The sequence below is a fragment of the Nocardia sp. NPDC051756 genome (assembly GCF_040681495.1).
Lineage (GTDB): Bacteria > Actinomycetota > Actinomycetes > Mycobacteriales > Mycobacteriaceae > Nocardia.
The window spans coordinates 1-26,449 of record NZ_JBFAYV010000015.1; the positions used below are offsets into that span (position 1 = coordinate 1).

General features: G+C 68.8%; 32 protein-coding genes, 1 pseudogene and 1 riboswitch. Of the genes and pseudogenes, 18 read left to right on the plus strand and 15 right to left on the minus strand.

Translation table 11 applies throughout. The annotated features are described in order from the left end of the window. From AB0M22_RS41280 to AB0M22_RS41290, 3 genes and pseudogenes are all read left to right on the plus strand, one after another. Positions 1-459: pseudogene (locus AB0M22_RS41280) on the plus strand (NDP-hexose 4-ketoreductase); the annotation flags it as partial. Positions 460-667: 208 nt separating this feature from the next. Continuing rightward, positions 668-1,576, plus strand: a complete 909-nt coding sequence (locus AB0M22_RS41285) for a type IV toxin-antitoxin system AbiEi family antitoxin domain-containing protein (protein WP_364738573.1) — start codon at positions 668-670, stop codon at positions 1,574-1,576. Next, complete coding sequence (locus tag AB0M22_RS41290; RefSeq protein WP_364738575.1) at positions 1,570-2,493, plus strand: nucleotidyl transferase AbiEii/AbiGii toxin family protein; 924 nt, start codon at positions 1,570-1,572, stop codon at positions 2,491-2,493. The genes AB0M22_RS41285 and AB0M22_RS41290 overlap by 7 nt, the downstream gene beginning before the upstream one ends. 8 nt (positions 2,494-2,501) lie before the next feature. Here the strand turns inward: AB0M22_RS41290 and AB0M22_RS41295 are convergent, their stop codons facing one another. From AB0M22_RS41295 to AB0M22_RS41310, 4 genes are all read right to left on the minus strand, one after another. Beyond that, positions 2,502-3,014, minus strand: a complete 513-nt coding sequence (locus AB0M22_RS41295; protein WP_364738577.1) for an SRPBCC family protein — start codon at positions 3,012-3,014, stop codon at positions 2,502-2,504. Positions 3,015-3,028: 14 nt separating this feature from the next. Then, positions 3,029-4,612, minus strand: coding sequence for an NAD(P)/FAD-dependent oxidoreductase (locus AB0M22_RS41300; protein WP_364738579.1), 1,584 nt, complete (start codon positions 4,610-4,612; stop codon positions 3,029-3,031). A gap of 110 nt (positions 4,613-4,722) precedes the next feature. After that, a complete protein-coding gene (locus AB0M22_RS41305; RefSeq protein ID WP_364738581.1) occupies positions 4,723-5,535 on the minus strand; it encodes an LLM class flavin-dependent oxidoreductase in 813 nt (270 codons plus the stop codon). Continuing rightward, positions 5,532-5,798 (minus strand): hypothetical protein, encoded by a 267-nt coding sequence (locus tag AB0M22_RS41310; protein ID WP_364738583.1) that lies wholly within the window; start codon positions 5,796-5,798, stop codon positions 5,532-5,534. The genes AB0M22_RS41305 and AB0M22_RS41310 overlap by 4 nt, the downstream gene beginning before the upstream one ends. 122 nt (positions 5,799-5,920) lie before the next feature. Between AB0M22_RS41310 and AB0M22_RS41315 the strand changes: the two genes are divergently transcribed. Then, positions 5,921-6,568, plus strand: coding sequence for a vWA domain-containing protein (locus AB0M22_RS41315; RefSeq protein ID WP_364738585.1), 648 nt, complete (start codon positions 5,921-5,923; stop codon positions 6,566-6,568). Here AB0M22_RS41315 and AB0M22_RS41320 read toward each other — a convergent pair whose 3' ends face one another. After that, the gene (locus AB0M22_RS41320) at positions 6,569-7,237 is read right to left on the minus strand and encodes a response regulator transcription factor (protein ID WP_364738834.1); all 669 of its coding nucleotides are present in this window, start codon (positions 7,235-7,237) and stop codon (positions 6,569-6,571) included. It lies immediately after the preceding gene. 9 nt (positions 7,238-7,246) lie between these two features. After that, complete coding sequence (locus AB0M22_RS41325) at positions 7,247-8,599, minus strand: histidine kinase (protein ID WP_364738836.1); 1,353 nt, start codon at positions 8,597-8,599, stop codon at positions 7,247-7,249. 254 nt (positions 8,600-8,853) lie between these two features. Here AB0M22_RS41325 and AB0M22_RS41330 point away from each other — a divergent pair, with 254 nt between their 5' ends. Both AB0M22_RS41330 and AB0M22_RS41335 read left to right on the plus strand, forming a co-directional pair. Then, a complete protein-coding gene (locus tag AB0M22_RS41330) occupies positions 8,854-9,756 on the plus strand; it encodes an ABC transporter ATP-binding protein (protein WP_364738587.1) in 903 nt (300 codons plus the stop codon). Then, positions 9,753-10,604 carry an ABC transporter permease gene (locus AB0M22_RS41335; protein ID WP_364738589.1) on the plus strand — a complete coding sequence of 284 codons (852 nt, stop codon included), beginning with the start codon at positions 9,753-9,755 and terminating at the stop codon, positions 10,602-10,604. Before AB0M22_RS41330 ends, AB0M22_RS41335 begins: the two co-directional genes overlap by 4 nt. Before the next feature lie 44 nt (positions 10,605-10,648). On the opposite strand, the gene AB0M22_RS41340 is transcribed toward AB0M22_RS41335, so the two are convergent. Next, a complete protein-coding gene (locus AB0M22_RS41340; protein ID WP_364738591.1) occupies positions 10,649-11,251 on the minus strand; it encodes a helix-turn-helix domain-containing protein in 603 nt (200 codons plus the stop codon). Between the two features lie 111 nt (positions 11,252-11,362). On the opposite strand from AB0M22_RS41340, the gene AB0M22_RS41345 reads away from it, so the two are divergent. The 3 genes from AB0M22_RS41345 (at position 11,363) to AB0M22_RS41355 (ending at position 12,931) form a co-directional block, all read left to right on the plus strand. Beyond that, positions 11,363-12,010, plus strand: coding sequence for an NAD(P)H-dependent oxidoreductase (locus AB0M22_RS41345; RefSeq protein WP_364738593.1), 648 nt, complete (start codon positions 11,363-11,365; stop codon positions 12,008-12,010). A gap of 1 nt (position 12,011) precedes the next feature. Next, a complete protein-coding gene (locus tag AB0M22_RS41350; RefSeq protein ID WP_364738595.1) occupies positions 12,012-12,332 on the plus strand; it encodes a multidrug efflux SMR transporter in 321 nt (106 codons plus the stop codon). A 158-nt stretch (positions 12,333-12,490) separates the two neighbouring features. Further along, on the plus strand, positions 12,491-12,931 hold the full coding sequence (locus tag AB0M22_RS41355) for an OsmC family peroxiredoxin (protein ID WP_364738597.1): 441 nt from the start codon (positions 12,491-12,493) through the stop codon (positions 12,929-12,931). Between the two features lie 61 nt (positions 12,932-12,992). On the opposite strand, the gene AB0M22_RS41360 is transcribed toward AB0M22_RS41355, so the two are convergent. The 4 genes from AB0M22_RS41360 to mhuD form a co-directional block, all read right to left on the minus strand. Then, entirely contained in the window at positions 12,993-13,484 is a 492-nt protein-coding gene (locus tag AB0M22_RS41360; protein ID WP_364738599.1) for a hypothetical protein, read from the minus strand. Between the two features lie 35 nt (positions 13,485-13,519). Next, positions 13,520-14,338, minus strand: a complete 819-nt coding sequence (locus AB0M22_RS41365; RefSeq protein ID WP_364738601.1) for a CbtA family protein — start codon at positions 14,336-14,338, stop codon at positions 13,520-13,522. Continuing rightward, complete coding sequence (locus AB0M22_RS41370) at positions 14,329-14,523, minus strand: CbtB-domain containing protein (RefSeq protein ID WP_364738603.1); 195 nt, start codon at positions 14,521-14,523, stop codon at positions 14,329-14,331. The genes AB0M22_RS41365 and AB0M22_RS41370 overlap by 10 nt, the downstream gene beginning before the upstream one ends. A gap of 61 nt (positions 14,524-14,584) precedes the next feature. Next, a riboswitch (cobalamin riboswitch) is annotated at positions 14,585-14,740 on the minus strand. A 78-nt stretch (positions 14,741-14,818) separates the two neighbouring features. Then, a complete protein-coding gene (gene mhuD, locus AB0M22_RS41375) occupies positions 14,819-15,133 on the minus strand; it encodes a mycobilin-forming heme oxygenase MhuD (protein WP_364738605.1) in 315 nt (104 codons plus the stop codon). A gap of 93 nt (positions 15,134-15,226) precedes the next feature. On the opposite strand from mhuD, the gene AB0M22_RS41380 reads away from it, so the two are divergent. Next, the gene (locus AB0M22_RS41380) at positions 15,227-15,985 is read left to right on the plus strand and encodes an alpha/beta hydrolase (RefSeq protein WP_364738607.1); all 759 of its coding nucleotides are present in this window, start codon (positions 15,227-15,229) and stop codon (positions 15,983-15,985) included. 22 nt (positions 15,986-16,007) lie between these two features. On the opposite strand, the gene AB0M22_RS41385 is transcribed toward AB0M22_RS41380, so the two are convergent. Next, the gene (locus tag AB0M22_RS41385; RefSeq protein ID WP_364738609.1) at positions 16,008-16,904 is read right to left on the minus strand and encodes an A/G-specific adenine glycosylase; all 897 of its coding nucleotides are present in this window, start codon (positions 16,902-16,904) and stop codon (positions 16,008-16,010) included. A gap of 90 nt (positions 16,905-16,994) precedes the next feature. Between AB0M22_RS41385 and AB0M22_RS41390 the strand changes: the two genes are divergently transcribed. Both AB0M22_RS41390 and AB0M22_RS41395 read left to right on the plus strand, forming a co-directional pair. Next, the gene (locus AB0M22_RS41390) at positions 16,995-17,618 is read left to right on the plus strand and encodes a carbonic anhydrase (protein ID WP_357379732.1); all 624 of its coding nucleotides are present in this window, start codon (positions 16,995-16,997) and stop codon (positions 17,616-17,618) included. 122 nt (positions 17,619-17,740) lie between these two features. Then, complete coding sequence (locus AB0M22_RS41395) at positions 17,741-18,430, plus strand: hypothetical protein (RefSeq protein WP_364738611.1); 690 nt, start codon at positions 17,741-17,743, stop codon at positions 18,428-18,430. A 25-nt stretch (positions 18,431-18,455) separates the two neighbouring features. Here the strand turns inward: AB0M22_RS41395 and radA are convergent, their stop codons facing one another. After that, complete coding sequence (gene radA, locus AB0M22_RS41400) at positions 18,456-19,868, minus strand: DNA repair protein RadA (RefSeq protein WP_364738613.1); 1,413 nt, start codon at positions 19,866-19,868, stop codon at positions 18,456-18,458. Positions 19,869-19,998: 130 nt separating this feature from the next. Further along, positions 19,999-20,730, minus strand: a complete 732-nt coding sequence (locus AB0M22_RS41405; protein ID WP_364738615.1) for a hypothetical protein — start codon at positions 20,728-20,730, stop codon at positions 19,999-20,001. 345 nt (positions 20,731-21,075) lie between these two features. Here AB0M22_RS41405 and carD point away from each other — a divergent pair, with 345 nt between their 5' ends. The 6 genes from carD to AB0M22_RS41435 all read left to right on the plus strand — a co-directional run bounded on the left by carD (position 21,076) and on the right by AB0M22_RS41435 (position 25,610). Then, a complete protein-coding gene (carD, locus tag AB0M22_RS41410) occupies positions 21,076-21,564 on the plus strand; it encodes an RNA polymerase-binding transcription factor CarD (protein ID WP_011206964.1) in 489 nt (162 codons plus the stop codon). Between the two features lie 2 nt (positions 21,565-21,566). Then, the gene (ispD, locus tag AB0M22_RS41415) at positions 21,567-22,292 is read left to right on the plus strand and encodes a 2-C-methyl-D-erythritol 4-phosphate cytidylyltransferase (RefSeq protein WP_364738616.1); all 726 of its coding nucleotides are present in this window, start codon (positions 21,567-21,569) and stop codon (positions 22,290-22,292) included. Between the two features lie 23 nt (positions 22,293-22,315). Beyond that, entirely contained in the window at positions 22,316-22,783 is a 468-nt protein-coding gene (ispF, locus tag AB0M22_RS41420; protein ID WP_364738839.1) for a 2-C-methyl-D-erythritol 2,4-cyclodiphosphate synthase, read from the plus strand. 64 nt (positions 22,784-22,847) lie between these two features. Next, on the plus strand, positions 22,848-24,278 hold the full coding sequence (gene cysS, locus AB0M22_RS41425) for a cysteine--tRNA ligase (RefSeq protein ID WP_364738618.1): 1,431 nt from the start codon (positions 22,848-22,850) through the stop codon (positions 24,276-24,278). Next, a complete protein-coding gene (gene rlmB, locus AB0M22_RS41430) occupies positions 24,278-25,258 on the plus strand; it encodes a 23S rRNA (guanosine(2251)-2'-O)-methyltransferase RlmB (RefSeq protein WP_364738620.1) in 981 nt (326 codons plus the stop codon). The genes cysS and rlmB overlap by 1 nt, the downstream gene beginning before the upstream one ends. Positions 25,259-25,331: 73 nt before the next feature. After that, complete coding sequence (locus AB0M22_RS41435) at positions 25,332-25,610, plus strand: DUF4190 domain-containing protein (RefSeq protein WP_364738621.1); 279 nt, start codon at positions 25,332-25,334, stop codon at positions 25,608-25,610. On the opposite strand, the gene AB0M22_RS41440 is transcribed toward AB0M22_RS41435, so the two are convergent. Next, a complete protein-coding gene (locus tag AB0M22_RS41440) occupies positions 25,607-26,416 on the minus strand; it encodes an enoyl-CoA hydratase-related protein (protein WP_364738623.1) in 810 nt (269 codons plus the stop codon). The genes AB0M22_RS41435 and AB0M22_RS41440 overlap by 4 nt on opposite strands. Between the last annotated feature and the right edge of the window lie 33 nt (positions 26,417-26,449).

The window sequence follows — 26,449 nt, forward strand, 5'->3', positions numbered from 1 at the left end:
CATTTCCGGCCGGAGTTCCTCAACCGTATCGATGATGTGATCGTGTTCCATCAGCTCACGACCGATCAGATCGTGCAGATGGTCGATTTGATGATCGGCCGGGTCGGTGTCCAGTTGAAGAACAAGGACATGTCGATGGAGCTCTCCGAGCAGGGCAAGGCGTTGCTGGCCAAGCGTGGCTTCGATCCGGTGCTGGGTGCGCGTCCGTTGCGGCGCACGATCCAGCGTGAGATCGAGGACCAGCTCTCGGAGAAGATCCTCTTCGGCGAGATCGGGCCCGGGCAGACCGTGTTCGTCGATGTCGAAGGCTGGGACGGCGAAGGCACCGGCGAAGACGCCAAGTTCACCTTCACCGGCAAGACGAAGCTCACCAAGGCCGACGACAAGGGCGACGAAAAGCCCGAGGTCGTGCTGACCGGCGCTGCCGAAGGCACCGCCGCCGAAGCCTCCGGCGAGTAAAAAGCACCACCCGAAAGGCCCGCTTCCCTTGGGAGGCGGGCTTTTTCGCGTCAGCGCTTCCGAGATCGTTGGTTTCGCATGTCCACGGGAGTACCGGCGCAAAGGTGGAGCCTAAATCGACTGGCCTAGCGCACATGAAATATCTATCAGACGCGAAAAATATCGTATTGAGTGATGTTATCGCAGAACGTGATGATATTATTAGTGTATGACTGACGAGCATCTGCTCGATCTCGCCGACTTGGCGGAGGGGCAGTGGGGGCTGCTCACCACCAGCCAAGCCGCCACGGTCGGAGTCAGTCCAATGCAGCTCAAGCGCTATACCGACCGCGGGCTGCTTGTCCGGTTGCGTCATGGTGTCTACCGGCTCTCGGGCGTCCCCGAATCCCCCCTGGAGGCACTTCGCGCGGAATGGCTTGCGCTGGAACCCAAACGGAGCGCGGCCGACCGGCTGGGTGACCCGGTCCCGGTCGGTGTGATCAGTCATCGCTCGGCTGCGGTGCTACAGGATCTAGGCGACCTCGACGCCGACGTCCACACATTCACTGTTCCTCGACGACGCAACAGCAGTCGCAGTCCTGAGCTCGCCTTCCGGGTCGGCACGCTCGAGCGCGCCGACTGGCACCGCGTCGAAGGTCTGCCCGTCACCCGACCTCTGCGCACCGTCGTGGACCTCGCTGCCGCCTACACGGACGGCGGACACCTCGCCGCCGTCGTGCGAGACGCCATTTTGACCGGCGACACCACCTCGCGGCAGGTCGCCGACGCTCTGCGACCGTACGCTCACCACTACGGCCTGCGCCCTGGCGATGGTGCGGGACTGGTCCGCGACTTCATCATCGAAGCCGGCATTCCCGCCTCCGCTATCGAGATGGCAGCCGTCCACAGCGCGGTGCCCACGACTCAATCGGCAGAACTCGGCGACATCAATGCGGCAGTGATCAGCGCCCTGACCTCCACCCCGGAGTGGGCCGATCTACTCGCGGAGATCCGCGAGATGGTCGCCCGCAACCTCGGTCTGGCACCGAATCTCATCGCTGAGCCCGAACCCGTATACGACGCGGCGGACCGCTCGGTCGACGGCGCTACCTCGAACGACGGCGAGGATCCATGCTGAACCAGCCACGTAGATCGGCGTCTGCGTTCCGGATGTCACTCAACGCCAAGGTCAAACAGGTCGTGCGCGCAACTGGGCGACCACCTGCTCAGATCCACCGTGAGTTCTACCTGCTCAGATTTCTCGGCCGCGTCTTCTCCGACGCCGACAGTCCATGGGTACTCAAAGGTGGCAGTGGTCTGCTGGTGCGTATCACCGACAGCGCTCGCTACAGTCGCGATATCGACATCCTGCGGATCGACGTCGACGCAGACCAAGCTGTGACCGAACTCCAGCAGCTCTGTGCGACTCCCAGCGACCTCGACCCGTTGACCTTCCAGGTGCGCCGCGGAAAGAACGACCCTGCCACCTCACTCAGCGCGCAACTGGTGACCACGGTCTATTACGGTGCCACCGAGCTCCACCATTTCCCCATTGATCTCTCGATCAGATCTACCCTGGCTTCCGTCGTCGACCGGGTTGAACCGGTAACGGTCCTCGACCTCGACGACTTCGCCGACTTGCCGCCGTTTCGCTGCCTTTCTCTAGCCGATCAGATCGCGGACAAGATTGCCGCGATGTATGAAGTCCACGGTTCCAACGCCGCGCCGTCCACCCGCTGGCACGATCTGGTCGATCTGTTGCTCATCATCGATAGATTTCCCATCGATGCCGCCAAAACCCTGCGAGCACTTCGGATTCAGCAACAACGACGTGATCACCTGACCTTGCCCAGAGCTGTCATCCGGCCTGGATCCGGATGGGACACGGGATACCCGCGTGAAGCCGTCGGCACCTCACTGCCGCCTGACCTGCACGGCCTCGACGCCGCGCTGGTCGCGCTCGCCAGGTTTGCCGATCCTCTGCTGGATGGAACCATGCCGACCGGTACTTGGGACCCGCGCGCCAGCCGATGGGATACCCACGCGCCTGACTGAACGGACTGTCAGCGCATGGGGAGTTCGCGGGGGAGGGCGCCTAGTTCGAAGCGGAAGGCGGGCTTCAGGAGGGTGGCTACCCACTGGGCGGGGAGCCGGCCTAGGTAGCGGGGGCGGACCGCCAGGGTCCAGTTGAGGCGGGTGCGGCGGCCGGCGTCTAGGGACTCGATCGAATACTCCTCGCACCAGGAGCCGAAGAACGGGAGGGTGGCGTCGGTGGCGGTGTAGACGATGCGGCTGCCCTTGTCCCAGTGCAGGATCCGCTCGTGCTGGGCGTAGATCAGCCAGCGGTCCAGATACATCTGGAAGTCGCGCACGGTGCCGGGGCCGGGGGTTTCGCCGTCCGGGTAGCGGCAGCCCCAGACGGTCGGCAGCCAGGACCACATGCGCGGGCCGGAGATCACCGACCAGACGTCGTCGGGTGGTGCGTCGTAGTCGAATCGGAGGCGGCTGACGAACGGGGCGGTGGCGAAGAAGACCGGGTAGGTGTCGCCATCGATCGGGGATGCCTTGAAGCGCATGCTCTTTCGTCTCCTCAGACCGTGGCCGGTGCGGCGTGCTCGGATCGGGTCGCTGTCGCGGGCAGCGTCGCGTAGGTGTAGTCGTCGAGCGGGTAGGTGACGCCCTCGCGTCGGCTCTGCACCAGGCTGCTCGGCCGGACGTACGGCGAATCACCCTGGGAATTCACGAAATACGTGTTCGATCCGGCGCAGTGCACGGAGAAGTAGTACGCGAGATTGCGGCCACGGCGCATCAGCATGGCGTGATAGCGCTGCTGGGCTTCCCTGCGGACCTCGGTTCTGGTCGCGCCGCGGGTCCGGGCGGTATCGATGGCCCGGTTGATGTTGCGCATGGCGTTTTCCAGGATGTAGTGGAACGCGGTCCCGGTCCACGAATACGGTCCGACCATCATCCAGCGGTTCGGCAGGCCCGCCACCGCCGTGCTGTGATACGCCTGTAGCCCTTCGGCATTGAAGAAGGCGCCGAGGTCGAAGCCGTTCGCACCGACCACCGTTCCTTCGCGGTAGCTCTCCGGATCGGAGAACACCTCGTAGCCGGTCGCCAGCACCAGCGCGTCGATCGGGCGGCGCGTCCCGTCCGCCGACACGATCGCGTCCGAGCTGATCCGCGCGATCGGGTCGGTGATCAGATCGACGTTGGGGCGGTTGAAGATCGGCAGATAGTCGCCGCCGAGCGTGCCGCGGGTACAGCCCGGCCCATAGCCGGGCACCAGCTCGGCACGGACCCGCGGATCCCGGACCTTGTAGCGCAGCCAGCCCCGATACAACGCCCGCGCGCCCGCGTCCACTGGCCAGGACCCGGCGCGGAACAGCCGATTCGGCGCGTAGACCAGGCCGCGCAGGCCGACCTCCACCCCGGCCAGCGCGACGCCGTGTAGCAGCGCCGAGAGCCCCGGAATGCGCAGCGCCTGCTGCATCCACCGGGCCATCCGGAAGTCCGGCTTCGGGAAATACCACTGCGTGGTGCGCTGATACACGTCGAGGCTCGCCACCGCATCGGCGATGGCCGGGGCGATCTGCACGGTGCTGGAGCCGACGCCGACGATCGCGACCCGCTTACCGGTGAAGTCGTAGTCGTGATTCCACCGGGACGGAATCATCACCTCGCCGCGAAACTCGTCCAGGCCCGGTATGGCCGGCCGATCCTTGGGCCGCAGGTACGCCCCGACCGCGCTGATCACGAACCGGGCGGTGACCTGACCCCCGTCCGAGATGTGCAGGCGCCACAGATGATTCGCCTCGTCCCACTCCTCTTTGACGATGTCGGTGCCGAAGAGTGTCTTGCCCGCCAGCCCCGCCCGGTGCGCCAGCCCGACGTGGTAATCCTGAATCTCCTTGCCGCTGGCGAAGAATCGCTGCCAGTCGTGCTTGCGCGCGAAGGAGAACTGATAGGCCAGCGTCGGCAGATCCGCCCCGACCCCCGGATAGGTGTTGAACAGCCAGGTGCCGCCGAAGTCGGCGGCCCGGTCGACCAGCACGATATCGGTGACGCCGATCTCGGCGAGTTTGATCGCCGCGCAGATCCCGCCCGCTCCCGCGCCGATGATCGCCACCTCGAACTGTGGTTTTTCCTGCCCTGGCGCGGATGGTCCCGGCATAGCGGCTCCTGAAGTGTCTGAGACAGTACGTCTAGATTGAAGCCGTTGCCGAGGCGATACGTCAACTGTCCGGGCCTCCGGTGCCGAGGTGATCGGCACCGGAGCGCCGGTCAGCGGCCGCCGGTCGGCCCCGCGTATCGCGCGAGCACCGGGGCGAAGGCCTCGGACAACTCGCCGGGGATGATCACCTCGTCGATCCCGTACTTCGCCCTTCGATGCTCGAGCACCTCCGCGGCCGCGGCCGGGTCGGCGTCGAGCACCCCTGCCGCGCCTGCCGCCCGCAACTCATCGATGGTGCGACCGAGCCGGGTGCTGGTCCAATACGGCAGCCGGTCGCCGATGCCGATCAACTGATGACTGAACGGGATCTCCCGATCAGTGTTGTCCCGGACCACGCGAACCATGTCGGCCAGCTCCGCCTCGGTCGCCTGCGGACCGGCGGCGAGCAGGATGCGGTCGGCGAATCCCGCTGCGGCGGCGAGCATTCGCGGTCCGCTGGCGGCCACGACGACCGGCGGGGCCGGATCGACGCCCGCGCGCACCGCCGCGATCGTGTCGGCCAGCTGCGCGCGACGTTCGGCCGCGGAACCCCAAGGCATGCCCAGTCGTTCGGCCTCCGAACTGGCATCCGGGCGGCCGGAGCCGATACCGAGTTCGAACCGTCCATCCGAAAGCAGTTGCAGCGCAGCGGTTTCCCGGACGGTCGCGGCAGCGGTGCGCAGCGGTGCGGCGAGCACGTTGGGCCGCAACCGAACCGTGCTGGTGACCGCGGCCGCCGCGGCCAGCGCCGGGAACGGCGACGGGGTGTTCAACGTGTCCGGCAGCAGGATCGTCCGATAACCCCGCTGCTCGGCATCCCTTGCCGCGCTTGCCCATTCGGCCCCGGAACGCGGGGTGATGACAATGCCGAAGCGCATGCTCATTCGACCGGCCGCCTCGGTTCGCGCAGCACGGCGAGGCGGCTGCGGTACTGGTCCTCGGTGATCTCGCCGCGGGCGAAGGCGGTGCGCAGCGCGCCGACGCCGCTGTCCCGGCCGATGAACCGGCGCCGCGCGAAGAACGCCAGGGTGAGGAAGGTGATCCAGAACAGCAGCGGGAAGATCCAGAAGAACGGCCAGGGGTGCCAGCCGCCGTCGTAATGGTCGGCGAGGAAGGCGATCGCCTCGGGTTGCGTGGAAATGTTCATGCCGAAAGCCTGCGCCGTAGACCCACCCCGGGGCATCGGTCGCGCGGCGCTGCTCGACGTACGCCGCGGCGCGTATACCGGGGTACGTTGGATGGGGTTCATCGAACCGACCGGGGGTGCTCATGACCAATCCAGATCTGACCCTGATAGCCGTACTGCTCGACCGTTCCGGGTCGATGCAGTCGATCAAATCCGATACCGAGGGCGGATTCAGCGCCTTCATCGACGAGCAGCGCAAGGTGCCGAAGACGATCGAGGTGACGCTGGCGCGCTTCGACACCGAATACGAATGCGTCTACGCGAACCGTCCGCTCGCCCAGGTGCCGCCGCTCGACCTGCAACCGCGCGGCATGACCGCGCTCTACGACGCGGTGGGCCGGCTGGTCACCGACGTCGGTGCGGAACTCACGAAGCGACCGGAGGCCGAACGACCGGGCACGGTCATCGTCGTCGTGCTCACCGACGGACACGAGAATTCCAGCCGGGAGTGGTCGCACACCGCGGTGAAATCGCTGATCACCCAGCAGCAGGACGTCTACAACTGGAACTTCCTGTTCCTCGGCGCGAACATGGACGCGGTCGCGATCGGCGCCCAGATGGGCTTCGACCCGAACAACTCGATCACCTATGCCGCTGCGCCGCAGGGTGTTTCGGGAGTGTTCCGGGCGGCGTCGGCCAGCTCGGCGCGACTCCAGACCGCGCGACCAGGCGCGCCGCGCCGCGGATTCACCGACGCCGAGCGCGAACAGGCGAATCCGGGCAGCGCGTAGCTACTGCCAGCCCGGGCGCACCACGCCGGATTCGTAGGCCATGACGACCAATTGGGTGCGGTCGCGGGCGCCGAGCTTCATCAGGATCCGGCTGACGTGCGTGCGGGCGGTGGCCGGGCTCATGAACAGCCGCTCGCCGATCTCGGCGTTGGTGAGTCCCTCGGCGACCAGCACCAGCACCTCGCGCTCGCGGTCGGTGAGCTCGGAAAGCGTTGCGGGCGGCGGTGTCTTGGCGTGCGCGGAGAATTCGGCGATCAGGCGGCGGGTGACGCCGGGGGAGAGCAGCGCGTCGCCGGCCGCGACCACCCGCACGGCGCGCACCAGGTCGGCCGGTTCGGTGTGCTTGACCAGGAACCCGGTCGCGCCGGAGCGCATCGCCTCGAAGACGTACTCGTCGAGCTCGAAGGTGGTCAGCACGACCACCTTCACCTCGGCCAGCTCGGCGTCCTCGGCGATCATCCTGGTCGCGGCGAGGCCGTCGAGGATCGGCATCCGGATGTCCATCAGCACCACGTCCGGCGTGAGGCTGCGGGTCATCCGCACGGCCTGTTCGCCGTTGTCCGCCTCGCCGACCACCTCGATGCCGTCCTGGGCCTCCAGCAGCGCCACGAAGCCGCCGCGCACCAGCGCCTGATCGTCGGCCACCAGGACCCGGATATCCGTCACGATGCCTCCTACCTACTGCGCCCCCGGCGCGCTGGACTGCTGCGCCTTGTCGCCGGGCCGGATCTGCCGCACATTGTCGGGGCGGGCGGTGTCCTCGGCGCGGCTCGGCGCGGGCCTGCGCTCGCTCGGTTCCATCGGCCGCAACGGCAGTCGCGCGGCGACCCGGAAGCCGCCGCTCGGGCGCGGTCCCGCGGTGAGTGCGCCGCCGAGGGCGTGAGTGCGCTCGCGCATGCCGATGATGCCGTTGCCGCCGCTGGTGCCGGTCCGGGTGACCGGTGCGGTCGGGCGGGCGTTGTCGACGGTGATGTCGACCGATTGCGCCGCGTAACGCACGCTCACCGTGGCTTCCGCGCCCGGCGCGTGCCGGACCACGTTGGTCAGCGACTCCTGGATGATCCGCGCGGCCGCCACGTCGATCACGCTCGGCAACTGCTGCGGTTCACCGATGATCTTGGTGCTCACCGCCAATCCGGCCGCGCGGGCGCGCTGGAGCAGGGTGTCCAGGTCGCCGATGCTCGGTGCGGGGTTGCGCGGCGCCGCCGGTCGCGCCTCGGGTTCGGCGGATTCGCCGCCGGCCCTGCTCGATTCGTCGTCGGCCGAAACCCGTTCGGCGCCGGTGGAATTGCGTCCGCTCCAGCCGCGCGGGCGACGCCGGCTCGGCGCGGTCTGCTCGACATCGGTGAATTCGTCTTCGGCACTGGCGGATTCGCCCGCGACGTTGCCGCCGGTGCGGATCGAGTGCAGCAACGTGTGTACCTCGGCGAGCGCGTCCCGGCTGGCGGTCTTGATCGCGTCCAGCGCGCTGGCGGCCTGCTCCGGCTTCTTGTCGAACAGCTCCAGCGCCACCGAGGACTGCACGTTGATCAGCGAAAGGCTGTGCGCCAGTACGTCGTGCAGCTCGCGCGCGATGGCCAGGCGCTCCTCGCTGGCCCGCCGTTCCCGCTGCGCCTCCTCGTCGCGGCGCGCGGCCTCGGCGCGTTGCCTGCGCGCCTGCAACACGGCCTTGCGCTGCCGAATGCCCTCCACCACGCACAGCAGCACGGTGAGCCAGGCCATCAGCGCGAAGATCTGCCACACGTTGGCGCCGCGGCCGAACAGCTCGGGCACCGGCCAGACCAGCACGAGATAGCCGATCGGCACGAGCGGGTAAGTCCACCAGCGGGATCCGGAGCTCGCGGCGGTCAGGAAGGCGATCACCAAGGAGAAGAAGATCGGCCCGTATCCGTAGCCGAGCGCCAGGTAGGCGACGCACGCGGTGAGCGCGACCAGCAGCACCGGCACCGGCCGGGCTCGTCGCCAGATCAACGCCACCGGACCGGCGAGTAGTAGCAGGTAGCCGAGGACGTCGAGCGAATTGTCGCCCATCCTCTGATTCGCGAATGTGCCGCCGACGATCTGCAATGCGGCGACCACCAGCGCCACACCCCAGTCCCATCCGAGCGAGCCTCGACTCGATATCCCTGCACTCACCCACAGCAGCCTATTCGGCTTCGCCGCGGATCGGCGTCCGCCTCGCTACGTATTGCTCAGGTAAGGCCGGAGCGTAGTGCGCCTGACGTATGCCGAACGTCGCCGCGCGACGGATGTGGCGGACCGGGCAGGCAGCGGATTCTCGGTGCATGACAGATTCGATCGTGGTCACCCGAGGGTTGACCAAACGCTACGGCGCGCACACCGCCGTCGACGCCGTGAGCATGAGCGTCGCGGCCGGTGAGATCTACGGGTTCCTCGGTCCGAACGGCGCGGGCAAGACGACCACGCTGCGCATGCTGGTCGGGCTCATCCGCCCCAGCGACGGCAGCGCGACGGTGGCCGGGCACGCGCCGGGCGATCCGGCGGTGGTCCGCCGGATCGGCGTGCTCATCGAGGGACCTGGCTTCTATCCGTACCTGTCCGGCCGCGACAACCTGCGCGTGCTCGCGAAGTACCGCGGCATCGGCAACGCCGAGGTCGAGCAGGCACTGGACCGGGTCGGCCTGGCGAACCGGGCCGACGACAAATTCCGCACCTACTCGCTCGGCATGAAGCAGCGGCTCGGCGTCGGCGCCGCCCTGCTCGGCCGGCCGGACCTGCTCATCCTGGACGAGCCGACCAATGGCCTCGACCCGCAGGGCATGGCCGAAATGCGGGAACTGATCACCGCTCTCGCCGCCGACGGGCACACCGTGCTGCTGTCCAGCCACATGCTCAGCGAGGTGCAGGAGATCTGCGATCGGGTCGGCGTGATCTCGCAGGGCAAGCTGCTGGTCGAGTCGACCGTGGCCGAATTGCGCGGCGCCTCCTCGCTTTTGCTGCGGGCCGAACCCTTGGAGGTCGCGTTCCCCGCGGTGCGCGAGGTGGTCGGCGAGCGGGCCGCGATGCTGACCTCGAGCGGCATCCGGATCGAGGCGGGCAACGGCACCGCGCCCGCGGTGGCCCGGGCGGTCGTCGCGGCCGGCGCCGATCTGCTGGAACTGCGGATCGACGAAAAGTCCCTGGAAGAAGTGTTTTTCGAAATGACTCAGCTGGAAGTGGCGAAATGACCATCAAAGACCTGTTGGCGAGCACGAAGGCGGAGGCGCTGCGGCTGCGCAAGTGGCCGGCGTTCTGGATCATCCTCGGCACCTGGATCCTGCTGAACCTCACCTTCTCCTATCTGTTCAACTATCTCGCCTACACCTCGGGCGAGTCCGGCCGGATGTCGAACGGCCTGCCGAAAGACGCGCTGCTGCACCAGATGCTGCCCGCGGCGGTGCCGGAGGTGTTCACCCAGGGCATGGCGATGTTCGGCGGCGCGCTGATGCTGGTGCTCGGCGCGCTGACCACGGGCAGCGGATATGGCTGGGGCACTTGGAAAACCGTGTTCACCCAGGGGCCGTCGCGGATCAGCGCGGTGGGCGGCGTGCTGGTGAGCCTGGTGGTCGTGGTGGTCGGGCTGGTGCTCACCGCGTTCGTCGTCGACATCGGGGTGGCCTCGCTGATCGGCGCGACCCAGTCGCAGACGCTGGCGCTGCCGTCACTTCAGCAGTCGGCGCTCGGAATCCTCACGGGGATCGCGATTCTCGGCATGTGGACGTTGGCGGGCGCGTTGATCGGCACCATCGCGCGCGGTCCGGCGCTGGCCGTCGGGCTCGGCCTGGTGTGGGTGCTGGTGGTGGAGAACCTGCTGCGCGGGGTGGCGTCGATCTTCGCGCCGATCGCGGTGATCACCGACCACCTGCCCGGCACCGCCGCCGGTTCCATGGCGGGGGCGATGCGGACGGTCGGCGCAGGGACGCCCGGCGTGCTCGACATCCTGTCCCGCACCGAGTCGCTGATCATGCTCGGGAGCTATATCGCGCTCTTCGTGGCGGGCACCGTGTGGCTGATGCGCCGGCGCGATCTGGCGTGAGCGATCGGTGCTGAAAGCCGTTGGTGGACAACCACCGACGGCTTTCAGTGCGTCGTGCCCAGGACCGAATGGGCCAGGTCGCGTAGCGCCTCGGCGATCTGTGCCGAGGTCAGCCCGCGACCGCGCTGCTGCTGATAGACCTCGGCCCCCAGCGGCGCGAGCAACGGATCGACGAGGGCGTCCGGTTCCCGAATGCCGCCCGCCAGCAACAACGCTCGCACGTGAGCGAACCAGAACCCGTACGAACCCGTCGCGAACCGGGCCCCGCCGATCTCCGCGCCGAGCACCAAATCGGCGTGCGCGTCCAGCAATTCGACCATCGCGGCGTAGAACGCGGCCAGCCGTTGCGCGGGCGGCGCACCGGGGCCGAGCGGCGGGTCGCCGCCGATCAGCTGCGCCTGCAAGGCCCGTTCGTGTTCGTCGAGCAGGGCGACGGCGATCGAATTCGTGTCCGGGTAGCGGCGATAGAGCGTGCCGCGGCCGACGCCTGCCGCCTTGGCGATGTCGTCCATCGTCACGGTGCGCGGGTCGCGGCTCGCGAACAGTTCGGCGGCCGCGGCGAGCACCTTGGCCCGGTTGCGCGCCGCGTCCGCGCGCTCCGGCGGGGCGGCCGCTTGCCCGCTGAGCAGATCCGTGTGCCTGTTCATGCCGCTGACTGTACCCGAGTTCGGAGATAAGTGGACAACGTGTCCAGTTGTCGATACAGTCGATCCCGTCAGTAAGTGGACGCAATGTCCAGTTCATTCGAGAGGTTCGTCATGACAACGTTGCTGCACCTGGACGCGAGCGCCCGTACCCGTTCGATCAGCCGCGAGGTGAGCGCCGTCTTCGCCGACGCATGGCGCGCGGAGAACCCGGACGGCCGCTACCGCTACCGCGACCTGGCGGCCGAGCCGGTGCCGTTCATCGACGAGGCGTGGACCGAGCTGTGCGACGCGGTGCTCGCGCAGGCCACCACGGATCTGGACCGCCTCGGTGAGCTGGTGCGCACGCCGGAGCAGGCCGCGGCCTGGGCGATCGTCGAACCGCTGCTGGCCGAGGTGCTGGCCGCGGACGTCATCCTGATCGGCACCCCGATGTACAACTACTCGATTCCGGCCGCGCTCAAGGCCTGGCTGGATCAGGTGACGTTCCCGCGAATGTCGCTGGGGCACCGTCGTTTCGTCGTCGTGACCGCGCGCGGCGGCGCGTACGGACCGGGTGCGCCGAAGGCGGCGTTCGACTATCAGGAGCGGTTCCTGCGCGACTTCTTCGCGGGCCATTTCGCCGTCCACGACACGGTTTTCATCAATGCCGAGCTGGCCAACGCCCGGCAGGATCCCGCGCTGGCGCACCTGCGCGACAAGCACGACGAGTCCTACGCGCTCGCCCTCGAAACCGCGCGCGGTCTCGCGAAGGAGTACTGAGATGAACTGGGTCGTCCTCGGCATCGCCGGCTTGGTCGAGATCGTCTGGTCGCAGAGCATCAAACCGACGGAGAACTTCACCCGCCTGTGGCCGACCGTGCTCTGCTTCGTGCTCGGCGTCACCGCGGTGTATCTGCTGTCCAGGGCCATGCAGACGCTGCCGGTCGGTACCGCGTACGCGATCTTCACCGGCATCGGCGCGGTCGGCGCCATCGGCCTCGGCATCGTGTTCAACAAGGATCCGCTCAGCGCGGGGCGGGTGTTCGCGCTGTCGTTGATCATTGGTGGCATCGTGCTGGCCCGGCTCACCAATCCCGAGTGACCCGATGCGGCAACGCTTTTCGTGTGTGGCGGCGGGGTGTCGACCTCGCCCGCCATGCCGCCGACGTTGCTAATACAGCGCTCTAGTCTGACCCCGAGACGTGCGGAGGTCGGCTGGCTAAGCTCGGGCTGCATCCAATACTCAGCGAAAGGACCGTGATGCCTACACGTACCGCGCGTACTGCTTGGACCGGCACTCTGCAGGAGGGGTCGGGACAGGTCGAGCTGGCCAGCTCCGGCGTCGGCAAGTACGACGTGTCGTTCCCGAAGCGTTCGGCCGACGACGCCGACGGCACCACCAGCCCGGAGGAGCTCATCGCGGCGGCGCACTCGTCCTGCTACGCGATGGCGCTCTCCGCGCAGATCGGCAATGCCGGCGGCACCCCGGAGAGCCTGGATGTCAGCGCCGACGTGACCCTCGGCCCGGACCCGGCCGGCGGCTTCCGGATCAGCGGCATCAAGCTGACCGTGCGCGGCAAGGTCTCCGGCATCGACGCCGACGCGTTCGCCGCCGCGGCCGAGGCCGCCAAGGCCGGCTGCCCGGTCAGCAAGGCCCTGGCCGGCGTCGACCACATCCTGCTGGACGCGGCCCTCGCGTAGTTGCTTGGTTCCCCGCACATCCGCTCGGGTGTGCGGGGAGCCATGTGCTTGCGCGAAATGCTCAGGCCCGGCGGAAGAATCGGCGGGCGGCCGGGTGATACATCGCGGGGACGGCGATCAGCACCGCCACCACGTGGATGGTGCGGAACAGGCCGATCACCACGGACTCGACGGTGAGGTGGGCGAACAGGTCGCCGAACTTGTCCGCGGACAGCAGCGCCGCCAGCGGTTCGACGATCAGCGACAGCAGGCCGATCACGCCGATGCCGAAGGTCAGCAGGAGCCGAGCCCAGCGGGCGCCGTGCGTCATCCGGATCGCGACGACGAGTACGACCAGGTAGATCCCCAGTCGCACAGCGAGTCCGGTGACCAGCCCGGCCACGTCGACCTCGTCGCGTTCCAGCAGCAGCGCGGCCTGCTCGATGGCCTCGGCGACGCCGGCGAGCAGCGCGACGACCAGGCCGACGAAGGCGACGAGGACGGCGCGCGGTGGTTGCGTGGGAGCGCCCGTACGCAGCGGTGCGGGCCAAAGAGAAAGGGCAGTGCCGGTCATGACACCGACACTGCCCTTCGTCTCCTGGATGCGGATCAGCCCGCGGTAGCGATCGACTCTCGTACCGGAGTATCACTGCGCGTGGCGAATTCGCTGAGCGCGGCGAAGCCGAGGGCCAGGCAGGCCCACAGCGTCGCGGTCTCACCGAGCGAGGCCGCCCGGAACTGCCACAGCAACGCGGCCGGGAAGTCCGCCTTCACCTCGTTGACGCCGGGCAGCAGGACGTAGCCGACGATGGTGACCAGAACGAACGCGGCCACCCCGCCGATCAGCCGCAGGGTGCTCAGCTGACCGCGCAGCACCTTGTAGACGTACACGCCGATGCCGACGGCCGCCAGGCCGAGCAGCACCGCCGCCAGCCAGAGCAGGGTGCGCTGATTGATCGTCTCCGGATCACCGACCGCGGGTGGATTGGCCGGGTACTTGAAGAACGGCACCGCCACGATCGCGGCCCAGCCACCCAGCCCGAGGGCCAGCGCCAGCTTCGGCCCGGACAGCGTGCTGTAGCGGCGGGCGAAGTTCGCGACCGCGGCGAAGATCGCGCCGAGCGCGAGACCGGCCAGGCCGAGGGCGAGGAACTGTCCCGCCTGCTGCCCGGTGCGGCTCACCAATGGTTCTTCCTCGTCGCCGTGCGAATGTCCGCCGCTCGCCTCCGCTTCCGCGCCGGGCGCATGCGCCGCGGCGGCGGAATTGGCTTCCTCGATGGCGATGGCGGCATTGATCTTCGGTTCCCCGACGAAGAAGCCGACCGACGCGGCCAGCAGACCCGCGATGAGACCGGCCAGCAGACCCCGCAGCAGCAGAGTCTTCAGCGAACCGGTCAGAGGGACAGCAGGGGATGGATTCAATGGCACGGAAGCCCCAGCAGGTGGCGTCCGTCATGCATCAACTCGTGCAGGTACATCCCGCTGCGCGAGATGACGCCCTGATCGAAGCCGACCAGGTACAGCGTGAGCAGTGCGAGTAGAACGACACCGACTGTGACGAGCACAGTGGCCAGAGTTTCGTTTGCCCGGCTCGGCGAATGCGCGATAGCCATGTGTCCTCCTAGGGATGCGCGAGGTCGGACCTTCGTCCCTCCACAGCGCTTTCAGCGTCCCGTCGAATGAGTGCGAAGATGCCGGTGTCTGGCTTTCCGGCACCCAGGGACTCGGTGCATGGAACACAGTGGCGCGACCGCTCCGGAATGTCACCGGATTACCGCATCACCCTCGCGTTATGTCATTCGAACTGTGACACCCGGAGGCACCCGACGTCAACACGACCAGCACGGTCGCGCCCCGGCGTCGGGCGAGTCGCCGGGCAGGTCGGCCCGCCCGGCGATGGTCGAAAGGTCAGCCCGCGGGCTTGGCGGTCACGTCCAGCACGACCTCGAATTCCAGCAGCGACGCACCGGTGGACACCGGCTTCTGCCGCTCGCCCGCGTGCGCCTCGCGCGCCGGGCCGTCCCGCCACGCGGTGAACGACTCTTCCGAATCCCACTGGGTGACAACGAAGTACCGGTTGTCCCCGGCGACCGGCCGGAGCAGCTGGAAACCGAGGAAACCCGGCGAGCCCTCCACCGCGTGCGCCCGGTGGGCGAACCGCTTCTCCAGCTCGGGGCCCGCGCCCTCGGGAACCTCGATCGCGTTGATCTTCACAACAGCCATGCGCTCGACAATACGACCCGCGAGCGACTGCCCGGTATGGGCCGTATCGGGGGTTGTGCGCAGCTGTCGGCCCGGCCCGGCAGAATCAGCGGGGTGTTGCATGACGAAGGCGGAGCGGGCGTACCGATCCTGCTGTTGCACGGACTGATGGGCAGCGCCCGGACCTGGCACGACCAGCTGGACTGGCTGCGCGACTACGGCCACGTCTACACCTTCGACGCGGCCGGGCACGGCAGGCCGGCCCCGGACGAGCTGACCACCGAGGCGTTCGTCGCCGATCTGGCCGCCGCGACCGCGGGCATCACCGAACCGATGGTGGTGATCGGGCATTCGATGGGCGCACTGCACGGCTGGGTGTTCGCCGCGGCGCACCCCGATCGGGTGCGGGCGCTGGTGATCGAGGACATCGCCCCGGATTTCACCGGCCGGACGGCGACGGACTGGGCGGCGATGATCGAGGCGTGGCCGCAGCCGTTTCCGGACGCGAACGCGGTGCTGAAGTTCTTCGGGCCGGTCGCCGGGCGGTACTTCCTGAACTCGTTCGCGCACGGGCCGGACGGATACCGGCTGCACGGGTCGGTCGCGACGTTCCGCGACATCTCCGAGGAGTGGGGGAGTCGCGACTTCTGGCCGCAGTGGCACGCCATCCGGGTGCCCGCGCTGCTGCTCGAGGGCGAGCACACGATCACCCCGCCCGGCCAGATGCGGCAGATGGCCGAGACCCATCCCGATGCCGAGCACGTACTCGTCACGGGCGCAGCGCATCTCGTGCACGACGACCAACCGGACCAATACCGCGCCGCCGTCGAGCACTTCCTCCGTCGTGTCCTCGCCGAGCCGCACGCCTCTTGATTTCAGAAAGCGTGCGGTGTGGTCAGGGCGCGTTGCCGCCCTCGCCGGCCAGGGCGAAGAGGCCGTCCACGGTCTGCTCGATCAGGCCGTCGACCAGTAGCGAGTCCAGCGCGCGGGCTCGCTGGCCGGGGTCGCGGGGCCAGGCGAGGTCGAGACGCACTTGCTCGACCGGGCCCGTCGCGCCACGGAGCACGTCGAGCAGCCTGCCGCGCGCTTGCCGGTCGGTGCCCTCGTACTTCTGTGTGCGACGGACGATTTCGGAGACCGGGCGGCCCGCGGCGACCCATGCGCAGCTCGGCAGCGGGCAGCGCGAGCAGTCCGGCGTGCGCGCCGTGCACACCGTCGCGCCCAGTTCCATCAGCGCGGCCGAGAACACCGCCGCGCGGTCGATCTGTTGCGGCAGCAGCGCTTCGGTCTCCGGCAGATCCCGGGACGACGGATTCCCGGCCTCCGCCCGCCCGTGCACGGCCCGGGCGACCACCCGCCGAACATTGGTGTCCACCACCGGAACTCGTTGCCCGTAGGCGAAGCACGCGACCGCCCGCGCCGTGTACGCCCCGATTCCCGGCAGGCCGAGCAGCACGTCCACGTCGGCAGGCACCTCGTCGCCGTGTTCCGCGGCCAGCACCCGCGCGCATTCGTGCAGCCGCAGCGCCCGCCGCGGATAACCGAGCTTGCCCCACGCGCGCAGCACCTCGGCCTGTGAGGAGGCGGCCATCGCCGAGGGCACCGGCCAGCGCGCCACCCACTCCCGCCAGATCGGCTCGACCCGGACCACCGGGGTCTGCTGCAACATGATCTCGCTCATCAGGATCTGCCACGCGGTGACCTCGCGGCGACGCCACGGCAGGTCGCGCGCGGTCTCCGCGTACCAGTCGAGCAACACGTCGGCATCGATGCTGTTCGGTGCTTTCCTCACGGTTCCTGTCCTACTGCCGCCAGCTGGTATTTGCCGACCCGTAACCAAACGAACTCGCTGGTAACCCAAGCCTTGTGCACAATGGTCGGTATGCCTGATTCAAATCCGGTCAGTGCCTGGAAGTCTTTGCGCGAAGGCAACGACCGTTTCGTCTCCGGTGCGCTGCAGCATCCTAGCCAGGGCGCCTCCGACCGAGCCAAGCTCGTCAGCGGCCAGCATCCGTCCGCCATCCTCTTCGGCTGCGGTGACTCCCGGGTCGCCGCCGAGTTGATCTTCGACCAAGGCCTCGGCGACATGTTCGTGGTGCGCACCGCGGGCCACGTCGTGGACAGCTCGGTACTCGGCTCGATCGAGTACGGCGTGCAGGTGCTGAACGTGCCGCTGATCGTGGTGCTCGGGCACGACAGCTGCGGCGCGGTGAAGGCCACCATCGACGCGCTCGACGGCGGCGAGGTACCGGGAGGCTTCATCCGCAGCGTGGTCGAGCGGGTCACGCCGTCCATTCTGATCGGCCGCCGCGAGGGCCTGTCCACCGTCGACGAGATGGAGGCCAGGCACGTGGTCGAGACGAGCAGGCTGCTCATGCAGCGATCGATGATCATCTCGCAGCGCGTCGCCACCGGCGAATGCGCAATCGCCTGTGTCACATACAAGCTCGCCGAGGGACAGGTGAAGTTGCAGCGTGTCGTCGGCAACATCGGCGAGCTCGCCTGAGTTGTCCTAGTCGGTGTCAGCCCAGCGTGCGGGCCGGAATTGGATCGCCACGATCGCGTAATCCGGACCGACACGCCGGGCGTATGAGTCGTCGCGCCCGGTCGTGCCCTTACCGTTGAGGCGTGCTGGAACCGAATGGACCGCTGCCACCGGAGATCTATTGGCGTCGACGCGCATTGGCGATCGGCGCCCTGGTCGTCGCGCTGGCGTTGGTCATCTGGCTCGTGCTGACGGTGGCGCGCGGTGGCGACAAGCCCGATGACTCGAAGCCGGTCGCGGCCGGCTCGTCGTCCACGACGCCGAGCAAGCCCGCCGACGCCTCGACGACAAAGGCAGCGGGCCCGGCCGAATCCAGCGCCGCGGCCACGCCGAGCGTCGCCTCGACCGCCTCGAACGAACCCGCGGCGGGACCGGGGCAGTGTGCGGATCAGTCGCTGGCGATCAAGATCAGCGTGGACCAGCCGACCTACAAGGTCGGTGAGCAGCCGAACTTCCGCTTCGTCATCACCAACATCTCCAGCTCGGTCTGCCAGCGGGACATGAACCTGGCGCAGATCCAGGCGTCGGTGCTGTCGCTGGACGGGCAGCGCCGGTTCTGGACCAGTTCGGACTGCTCGCCGGTCGACGAGTCGAACCAGCGGAACCTGAAACCCGGTGAGCAGGCGCTGTTCACGGTGCGCTGGTCGGGCACCACCTCGCAGCAGGGCTGCGTCGGCGAGCGGGTGCCGGTGCCCGCGGGCGCCTATCAGGTGATCGCGCAGTTCGGTTCGCTGCACAGCTCGCCGGAGCCGTTCAACCTGACGCCTGCCTGAGCCGTTCCGGATTCGGTGGGGCCGGTCAGAAATCGGGTGCCACTTCCTTGTCCTCCTTCGGCGCGCGTCGTTTGCGCGTGCCGGTGATGCGGATGGCCGAGCGCACGTCGGCCACCTCGTGGATCTTCATGCCGCCGCGTTTGAGCGGGGTGTAGCCGGGCGGCACCAGCGCGGTGGTGAAGCCGAGCCGTTCGGCCTCGGCCAGCCTGCGTTCCAGCCCGGTCACCTTGCGCACCTCGCCGGCCAGGCCGACCTCGCCGAGGATCACCCAGCCCGCCGGAATCGCCACCTCGGAATTGGCGCTGGCGATGGCGAGCGTGATGGCCAGGTCGGCCGCGGGCTCCAGCAGCCGCATGCCGCCGACCGTCGCCGCGTAGACGTCGGACTTGCCGAGGAACACCTTGCCGCGGCTCTGTAGTACGGCCAGCACCATCGCGACCCGGTTGTAGTCCAGGCCGCTGACCGCGCGGCGCGGGTTCGGGATTTCGGTCTCCACGGTCAGCCCCTGCACCTCGGCCACCAGCGGCCGCTTGCCGTCCATCGCGACGGTGACCGCGGTGCCGGACACCGAATCGGTGCGGTGATGCAGGAACAGCCCGGACGGGTCGTCGACGCAGGCGATGCCGTCCTCGTGCAGCTCGAAGCAGCCGACCTCGTCCGCGCTGCCGAAACGGTTCTTCAGGCCGCGCACCATGCGCAGCGACGAGTTCTTGTCGCCCTCGAATTGCAGCACCACGTCGACGAGGTGTTCCAGGGTGCGCGGGCCGGCGACATTGCCGTCCTTGGTCACGTGCCCGACCAGCAGCACCGCGATGCCGCTCGCCTTGGCCAGCGAGGTCAGCGCGGAGGTCACCGCGCGCACCTGGGTGACGCCGCCGATCACGCCGTCCACCTCGGGCGCCAGCATGGTCTGCACCGAGTCGACCACCAGCAGCGTCGGCTGCACCTGCTCGACATGCCCGAGCAGGATCGAGAGATCGGATTCCGCGGCGAGATAGACCCGTTCGTGCACCGCGCCGGTCCGGTCGGCGCGCAGCCGCACCTGCCCGGCCGATTCCTCCGCGGTGACGTAGAGCGCCTTCGCGTCGTTCTGCCTGGCCCAGCGGTGCGCGACCTCGAGCAGCAGGGTCGACTTGCCGACGCCCGGCTCGCCGGAGAGCAGCACCACCGAACCGGGCACCACGCCGCCGCCGAGCACCCGGTCGAGCTCGCTGACCCCGGTCGGCTTGGCCCTGGTGATCTGCGAGTCGATGGTGGAGATCGGGGCGGCGGCGGTGCTCGGCAGCATCGCGCGCCGGGCCGGTGCGCCCGCACCCGTCGCCGCGACGGCTACCTCGTCGACCGTGCCCCACGCGCCGCAGTCCGGGCACTTACCCACCCACTTGGCGACCTCGTGCGTGCAGGCGGAGCACCGGAAGATCGACTTGGTCTTGGCCACACGCGCACCTTACGTACCGCGTCCGACAAAACCCGCCCGTTCCGGCCCGCTGACGGCCCGGTGGCCGGATAAACGAACGGCTGCCACACCGAACAGGTGTGGCAGCCGTCTCCGTAAGGGGGCTAGACGCTCAGTGTCCGCCCTTGTGCTCGGCCTCGGTCGCGCCGGACTTGTCCGACTCCTGCCGGGCGGTGGAAGCGCCCGCGTCGACCGGCACCTGGAGCTGCACGGTGCCGTTCTGCTTGAAGTTGAACGCCACGTTGTAGGTCAGGCCGGGGGTGATGTCCTTGGTCAGGCCGGTGATCTCGATCAGGATCGGGCGGGCCTCGGGGTCGACGGTGGCCTCGGCGACGTCGGCGTGCTCGGTGCCGTGCGCGTCCGGCTTGGCCGAGGTCGGCGCGGCCGGGGTGGTGGGCGTGGCGCCGTGCGCGTCGGCCGCGGGCGCCGCGGTCTTGACCGGCTTGGTGGCCGCGACCACGGTTTGCTGGGGGGCCAGCTCGACCGTCGACTTGCCGGCCGCCGGGGTGATCTTCACGGTGCCGAGGTCGGTGGTCAGGCTGGTCAGCTCGTCGGGCACGGACGGGCTGTTGTTGACGATGGACAGCGCGATGATCGCCTTGCCGCCCTTGGTGTTGTTGTATTCGGTGCCCTGGGCGGGGAAGACGATGTGCACGTTGCGCAGCGCGACCTTGCCGACGTCGGCGTGATTGCCGTTGATCGCGGCCACCTGGTCCGCGGTCTGCGAGATCTGGCCCGAGCTACAGCCGGTCAGCGCGATAGCCGCGCCGGCGGCGAGTGCGGCAACCGGCACCATGCGACGTCGCGCCTTCTTCAGGGCGGTCACAGCTTTCAGGGCAGTCACGGGTTGTCCCTCCATGTCGACCGGGCTCATCTCCGTAGGGGAGAGTAGTAACTAGGCAGCGTAGTAGTTCCCGCTCCGGACCGGGAGCCGGGGCTCGCGACGCGCGGGTCGGTTGGTAACAGATCGGTCGAGCATCGGCGGATCGCGGACGCACTGCCAGCTCAGGTCGGGGGGCCGGGACGGGGGCAGTGCGGGGAGGTAACCCGTTCTGGCACAACGTAATGCACACCGACCCCGTTCTGTCAAGCCCCACCGCTACCTCGTTGTGGCCCTGACCTGCACAGTTGATCGCGCCGTTACCGAGTCGCATGTTAAACTGTGAACATCGAAAGGGGCACGGGACACATGATTTTTAAGGTCGGAGACACCGTCGTTTACCCCCACCACGGAGCGGCGCTGATCGAAGCTATCGAGACTCGCACCATCAAGGGTGAGCAAAAAGAGTATCTGGTCCTGAAGGTCGCCCAAGGCGATCTGACTGTTCGGGTTCCCGCTGAGAATGCTGAATACGTCGGCGTACGTGATGTCGTCGGCCAGGAAGGTCTCGATCGAGTCTTCCAGGTGCTGCGCGCGCCGCACACGGAGGAGCCGACCAACTGGTCCCGCCGTTACAAGGCCAACCTGGAGAAGCTCGCCTCCGGCGATGTGAACAAGGTGGCCGAGGTCGTCCGCGACCTGTGGCGTCGTGAGCAGGACCGCGGCCTGTCCGCCGGTGAGAAGCGGATGCTCGCCAAGGCCCGTCAGATCCTCGTCGGTGAGCTCGCGCTCGCCGAGGGGACCGATGACGGCAAGGCCGAGACGCTGCTGGACGAGGTCCTCGCCGCGGCTTCCTGACCGTGAACAAACTCGACAACGGTGCTCGTCTCACCGACGGAACCGTCGTTGCTCTGGTGCCTGCCGCCGGTCGCGGCGTCCGCCTGGGTGAAGCCACACCCAAGGCGTTCGTCCCGGTCGGCGGCAGCCCTATGGTCCGGCTCGCCGTCGAAGGTTTGATCGCCTCCGGCGCGGTCGACCGGATCATCGTTATGGTTCCCGCCGAATTCGTCGAGAGCGCCGTTGCCCTGCTGCCGCCCTCGGATTCGGTACACGTGGTCGTCGGCGGCGCCGAACGCATCGACTCGGTGCGGGCAGGTCTCGCCGCCGCACCCGATGCCGCCTACTACCTCGTGCACGATGCCGCGCGCGCCCTCACCCCGCCCGAGCTCATCGCCCGGGTCGCGGCCGAGTTGCGCGCCGGCCATCTCGCCGTGGTCCCCGCGCTTCCGGTGTCCGACACGATCAAGTCCGTCGACGCGGCCGGCGCGGTCACCGGCACGCCGGACCGCGCCCAGTTGCGTGCCATCCAGACCCCGCAGGGCTTCGCGGCCGGATTGCTGCGCTCGGCCTACCTGTCCGAGGGCGTCCAGGCCACCGACGACGCCGGACTCGTCGAGCTGCTCGGCACCCAGGTGCACACCATCCCCGGCGACCCCTTGGCTTTCAAGATCACCACTCCGCTCGACCTGTTGCTCGCCCACGCGGTGCTCGACGGCGCGGACCTGCGCCGGGCGGTGGCCGGGTGACCGAGCGCAGCGCGGTCTCGAACATGCGCGTCGGCATCGGCAGCGACGTGCACCCCATCGAACCCGGCCGCCCCTGCTGGATGGCCGGGCTGCTCTTCGACGGTGACGACGGCTGCGCCGGCCACTCCGACGGCGACGTTGCCGCGCACGCGCTCTGCGACGCGCTCCTCTCCGCCGCCGGACTCGGTGACCTCGGCTCGGTCTTCGGCACCGATCGCCCGGAATGGGCGGGCGTCTCCGGCTCGGCCATGCTGAAGGAAGTGCGCAGGCTGCTCGACGAGGCCGGCTTCGCGATCGTCAATGCGGCGGTCCAGGTGATCGGCAATCGGCCCAAGATCGGCCCGCGCCGTGCCGAGGCCCAGCAACTGCTCGGCGAGCTGCTCGGCGCCCCGGTCTCGGTTTCCGGCACCACCACCGACGGCCTCGGACTGACCGGCCGCGGCGAGGGCATTGCCGCCATGGCAACCGCTCTGCTGCAATCCTGTCGCTGACCCCGCTCCGACGGACCTGAGCCGGTCCGGGTACAGGTCTATCTACCAGCTAGGATCGAACGCCGTGACGCTGCGCCTTTTTGACACCGACACGCGGACCATGCGGGATTTCGCGCCCCTGGTCCCCGGCCGTGCCTCGGTGTACCTATGTGGCGCCACCGTGCAGGGCGCGCCGCACATCGGTCACGTGCGCAGCGGCGTCGCCTTCGACGTGCTGCGCCGCTGGCTGCTCGCGCACGACTACGACGTGTGGTTCATCCGCAACGTCACCGACATCGAGGACAAGATCCTCACCAAGGCCGCCGAGGCGGGCCGGCCGTGGTGGGAGTGGGCCGCTACCTACGAGCGCGCCTTCGACAACGCCTACGAGACCCTCGGCGTGCTGCCGCCGTCCGTCGAGCCCCGCGCCACCGGCCACATCACCCAGATGGTCGACATGATGCAGCGGCTGATCGAGCGCGGGCACGCCTACGCGTCCGCGGGCAACGTCTACTTCGACGTGGTCAGCTACCCCGACTACGGCAGCCTGTCCGGCCACCGCCTCGACGACGTGCACCAGGGCGAGAGCGCGGGCGCGGGCAAGCGCGACCCGCGCGACTTCACCCTGTGGAAGGCGGCCAAGCCCGGTGAGCCCACCTGGCCCTCGCCCTGGGGCCCCGGCCGGCCCGGCTGGCACCTGGAATGCTCCGCGATGGCCGAGTTCTACCTCGGCCCCGAATTCGACATCCATTGCGGCGGTATGGATCTGGTGTTCCCGCACCACGAGAACGAGATCGCCCAGTCGAAGGCGGCCGGCGACGGCTTCGCCCAGTACTGGCTGCACAACGGCTGGGTGACCATGGGCGGGGAGAAGATGTCCAAGTCGCTGGGCAACGTGCTCTCCGTGCCGAACGTGCTCACCCACGTGCGCGCCGTGGAGCTGCGGTTCTACCTCGGCAGCGCGCACTACCGCTCGATGCTGGAGTACTCGGACAAGGCGCTCAACGACGCGGCCCAGTCCTATCAGCGCATCGAGGCGTTCATCCACCGCACGGCCGATCGCGCGGGCGATATCCCGGTCGGCAAGTGGACCGACGCGTTCGCCGCGGCCATCGACGACGACCTCGCCGTGCCGAAGGCCCTGGCCGAGATCCACCGCGTCGTGCACGAGGGCAACAAGGCGCTGGAATCGGGCGCGATCGACAGCGCGCGGGACCTGGCCGGACAGGTCCGCGCCATGCTCGGTATTCTTGGTGTCGACCCGCTGGATCCGCACTGGTTCACCCCACGCGACTCATCGGCGGCACTGGGCGCGCTCGACGTGCTGGTGCGCGCCGAGCTCGACCGCCGTCAACAGGCGCGAGCAGACAAGGATTGGGCGAGCGCCGATGCCGCCCGCGATCGATTGCAGGCAGCCGGAATCGAGGTCACCGACACGCAAAACGGTCCCGAATGGGCCCTTGGCGCTGCGCCGCTTACGGCGCCGGACGCGCTACAACCTGGAAAGGCCAAGTAATGGCAGGCAATTCGCAGCGTCGTGGTGCGATCCGCAAGGGCGGGACCAAGAAGGGCGCCGTCGTCGGCTCCGGCGGTAAGCGCAGGCGCGGGCTCGAGGGTCGCGGCGCGACCCCGCCCGCCGTCGAGCGCACCAAGCATCCCGCGGCCAAGCGCGCCGCCGCCGCGGCGAAGGCCGCCGCCAAGGGTGGCGGTGGTCCGCGCGGCAGTGCGGGTCGCGCGGCCGGCCGCAAGGACGACGACAGCCCGGAGATGGTGCTCGGCCGCAACCCGGTGGTCGAATGCCTGCGCGCGGGCGTGCCCGCCACGGCGCTCTACGTCGCGCTCGGCGCCGAGAACGACGAGCGGCTGACCGAGAGCGTGAAGATGGCCGCCGACGCGGGCATCTCCATTCTCGAGGTGCCGCGCGGCGACCTGGACCGGTTGAGCGCCAACGGCATGCACCAGGGCGTCGCCCTGCAGGTGCCGCCGTACCGCTACGCGCACCCGGACGACCTGCTCGCCGAGTTGCGCAATACGGCAGAGCCCGCGCTGCTGGTCGCCCTGGACAACATCACCGATCCGCGCAACCTCGGCGCGGTCATCCGCTCGGTCGCCGCGTTCGGTGGCCAGGGCGTGCTGATCCCGCAGCGGCGCAGCGCCAGCGTCAGCGCGGTCGCCTGGCGCACCAGCGCCGGCGCCGCGGCCCGGCTGCCCGTCGCCCGCGCGACGAATCTGACTCGCACGCTGAAGGATTGGGCGTCGCAGGGCATCCAGGTGGTCGGTCTCGACGCGGGTGGCGACACCACCCTGGACGACTTCGACGGCCGCGAACCCACCGTCATCGTGGTCGGCTCGGAGGGCAAGGGCCTGTCCCGGCTGGTCCGGGAGAACTGCGACTCGATCCTCAGCATCCCGATGGCCGGCCCGGTCGAATCGCTCAACGCCTCGGTCGCCGCCGGCGTGGTGCTCGCCGAGATCGCCCGCCAGCGCCGGTACTGAACCCTTCGCGAAACGCCCCCCGGCACACGGCAATAGACGCGGCGGGCGGCGTCGGCACCGTAGAATTCGCGTCGTGGTGATACCCAACCAGCCCATCGGGAATCCGGTCGAGCATCCGAACGCGACGGCGGTGCTGTGGCTCGGGGTGGCGAGCGTGCTCTGCTGCGGTGTGCTCGGGCCGGTGGCGTGGGCGATGGGCAAGCGCGCCCTCGATCAGATCGAGGAGTCGCACGGCGCCTACGGCGGGCGGGTTCAGGTGGTGGTCGGGTACATCCTCGGCATCATCGGCACCATCCTGATGATCATCTTCGCGGTGCTCTATCTGCTGATCCTGTTGGGCGGCAACGCTTAATCGAGGCTGGGCCGTTCCTGGTCGCCCTTGTCGTCCCAGGCCGGCCATTCCTCGCTGACGCTGCCGGTCCAGTTGGGTTGCCTGCGTTCCTTGAACGCGGCCATCGCCTCGCCGCCGTCGATGCTCTTGCTGACGTGCTCGTTCAGGTCGGTCTCCAGCTGCCCGACCATGGCCGGGCTCATCCCGAGCCCCTCCCACAGCAGCCGCTTGGACATGGCCACCGGCAGCGGCGCCGACCCGTTGGCGATGTCGTGCGCGATGGCCAGGGCCATCGGCAGCACCTCGCCGCCGGGCATGCAGCCGTTGGCCAGGCCCATCGCCTTGGCCTCGTCGCCGTCGAAGGTGCGACCGGTCAGCATGATGTCGGCGGCATTGGCCATGCCGACCAGGCGGGGCAGCGTCCAGTGCGAGTAGCCGTCGGCCACCACACCGCGGCGGACCTGGTTGAGCCCGTAGACCGCGTCGCGCGCCATGTACCGCAGGTCGCACTGCAACGCGAGGGCCAGCCCGATGCCGACCGCGTGCCCGTTCACCGCGGCGATCACCGGCTTGCGCACCCGCCACGGGGCCGGCTCGATGGTCGCGCTGACGTCGCCGACCCGGCTGGACAGATCCGCGCCCGCGCAGAACGCGGGCGGCGTCCCGGTGATCACCACGACCCGGATGTTGTCCTCGTCATCGCAGCGCTGCAACGCGGCGCTCAATTCGGCGGCCATCGCCGGGGTGAAGGCGTTCTGCTGAGCGGGCCGATTGAGCGTGAGCACGGCGATGCCCGCGGAGACATCGACGTGCAGTTCCGAACTCATGCCAGCATGTTAGTCGAGGTGACCCCGCCCTGA

What these genes read in the sequence shown, in the direction of transcription:
- AB0M22_RS41285 (WP_364738573.1), top strand. Translation starts at nt 668, where the DNA reads ATGACTGACGAGCATCTGCTCGATCTCGCCGACTTGGCGGAGGGGCAG.
- AB0M22_RS41290 (WP_364738575.1), top strand. Translation starts at nt 1,570, where the DNA reads ATGCTGAACCAGCCACGTAGATCGGCGTCTGCGTTCCGGATGTCACTC.
- AB0M22_RS41295 (WP_364738577.1), bottom strand. Translation starts at nt 3,014, where the DNA reads ATGCGCTTCAAGGCATCCCCGATCGATGGCGACACCTACCCGGTCTTC.
- AB0M22_RS41300 (WP_364738579.1), bottom strand. Translation starts at nt 4,612, where the DNA reads ATGCCGGGACCATCCGCGCCAGGGCAGGAAAAACCACAGTTCGAGGTG.
- AB0M22_RS41305 (WP_364738581.1), bottom strand. Translation starts at nt 5,535, where the DNA reads ATGAGCATGCGCTTCGGCATTGTCATCACCCCGCGTTCCGGGGCCGAA.
- AB0M22_RS41310 (WP_364738583.1), bottom strand. Translation starts at nt 5,798, where the DNA reads ATGAACATTTCCACGCAACCCGAGGCGATCGCCTTCCTCGCCGACCAT.
- AB0M22_RS41315 (WP_364738585.1), top strand. Translation starts at nt 5,921, where the DNA reads ATGACCAATCCAGATCTGACCCTGATAGCCGTACTGCTCGACCGTTCC.
- AB0M22_RS41325 (WP_364738836.1), bottom strand. Translation starts at nt 8,599, where the DNA reads ATGGGCGACAATTCGCTCGACGTCCTCGGCTACCTGCTACTACTCGCC.
- AB0M22_RS41330 (WP_364738587.1), top strand. Translation starts at nt 8,854, where the DNA reads ATGACAGATTCGATCGTGGTCACCCGAGGGTTGACCAAACGCTACGGC.
- AB0M22_RS41335 (WP_364738589.1), top strand. Translation starts at nt 9,753, where the DNA reads ATGACCATCAAAGACCTGTTGGCGAGCACGAAGGCGGAGGCGCTGCGG.
- AB0M22_RS41340 (WP_364738591.1), bottom strand. Translation starts at nt 11,251, where the DNA reads ATGAACAGGCACACGGATCTGCTCAGCGGGCAAGCGGCCGCCCCGCCG.
- AB0M22_RS41345 (WP_364738593.1), top strand. Translation starts at nt 11,363, where the DNA reads ATGACAACGTTGCTGCACCTGGACGCGAGCGCCCGTACCCGTTCGATC.
- AB0M22_RS41350 (WP_364738595.1), top strand. Translation starts at nt 12,012, where the DNA reads ATGAACTGGGTCGTCCTCGGCATCGCCGGCTTGGTCGAGATCGTCTGG.
- AB0M22_RS41355 (WP_364738597.1), top strand. Translation starts at nt 12,491, where the DNA reads ATGCCTACACGTACCGCGCGTACTGCTTGGACCGGCACTCTGCAGGAG.
- AB0M22_RS41360 (WP_364738599.1), bottom strand. Translation starts at nt 13,484, where the DNA reads ATGACCGGCACTGCCCTTTCTCTTTGGCCCGCACCGCTGCGTACGGGC.
- AB0M22_RS41370 (WP_364738603.1), bottom strand. Translation starts at nt 14,523, where the DNA reads ATGGCTATCGCGCATTCGCCGAGCCGGGCAAACGAAACTCTGGCCACT.
- mhuD (WP_364738605.1), bottom strand. Translation starts at nt 15,133, where the DNA reads ATGGCTGTTGTGAAGATCAACGCGATCGAGGTTCCCGAGGGCGCGGGC.
- AB0M22_RS41390 (WP_357379732.1), top strand. Translation starts at nt 16,995, where the DNA reads ATGCCTGATTCAAATCCGGTCAGTGCCTGGAAGTCTTTGCGCGAAGGC.
- carD (WP_011206964.1), top strand. Translation starts at nt 21,076, where the DNA reads ATGATTTTTAAGGTCGGAGACACCGTCGTTTACCCCCACCACGGAGCG.
- ispF (WP_364738839.1), top strand. Translation starts at nt 22,316, where the DNA reads ATGCGCGTCGGCATCGGCAGCGACGTGCACCCCATCGAACCCGGCCGC.
- rlmB (WP_364738620.1), top strand. Translation starts at nt 24,278, where the DNA reads ATGGCAGGCAATTCGCAGCGTCGTGGTGCGATCCGCAAGGGCGGGACC.
- AB0M22_RS41440 (WP_364738623.1), bottom strand. Translation starts at nt 26,416, where the DNA reads ATGAGTTCGGAACTGCACGTCGATGTCTCCGCGGGCATCGCCGTGCTC.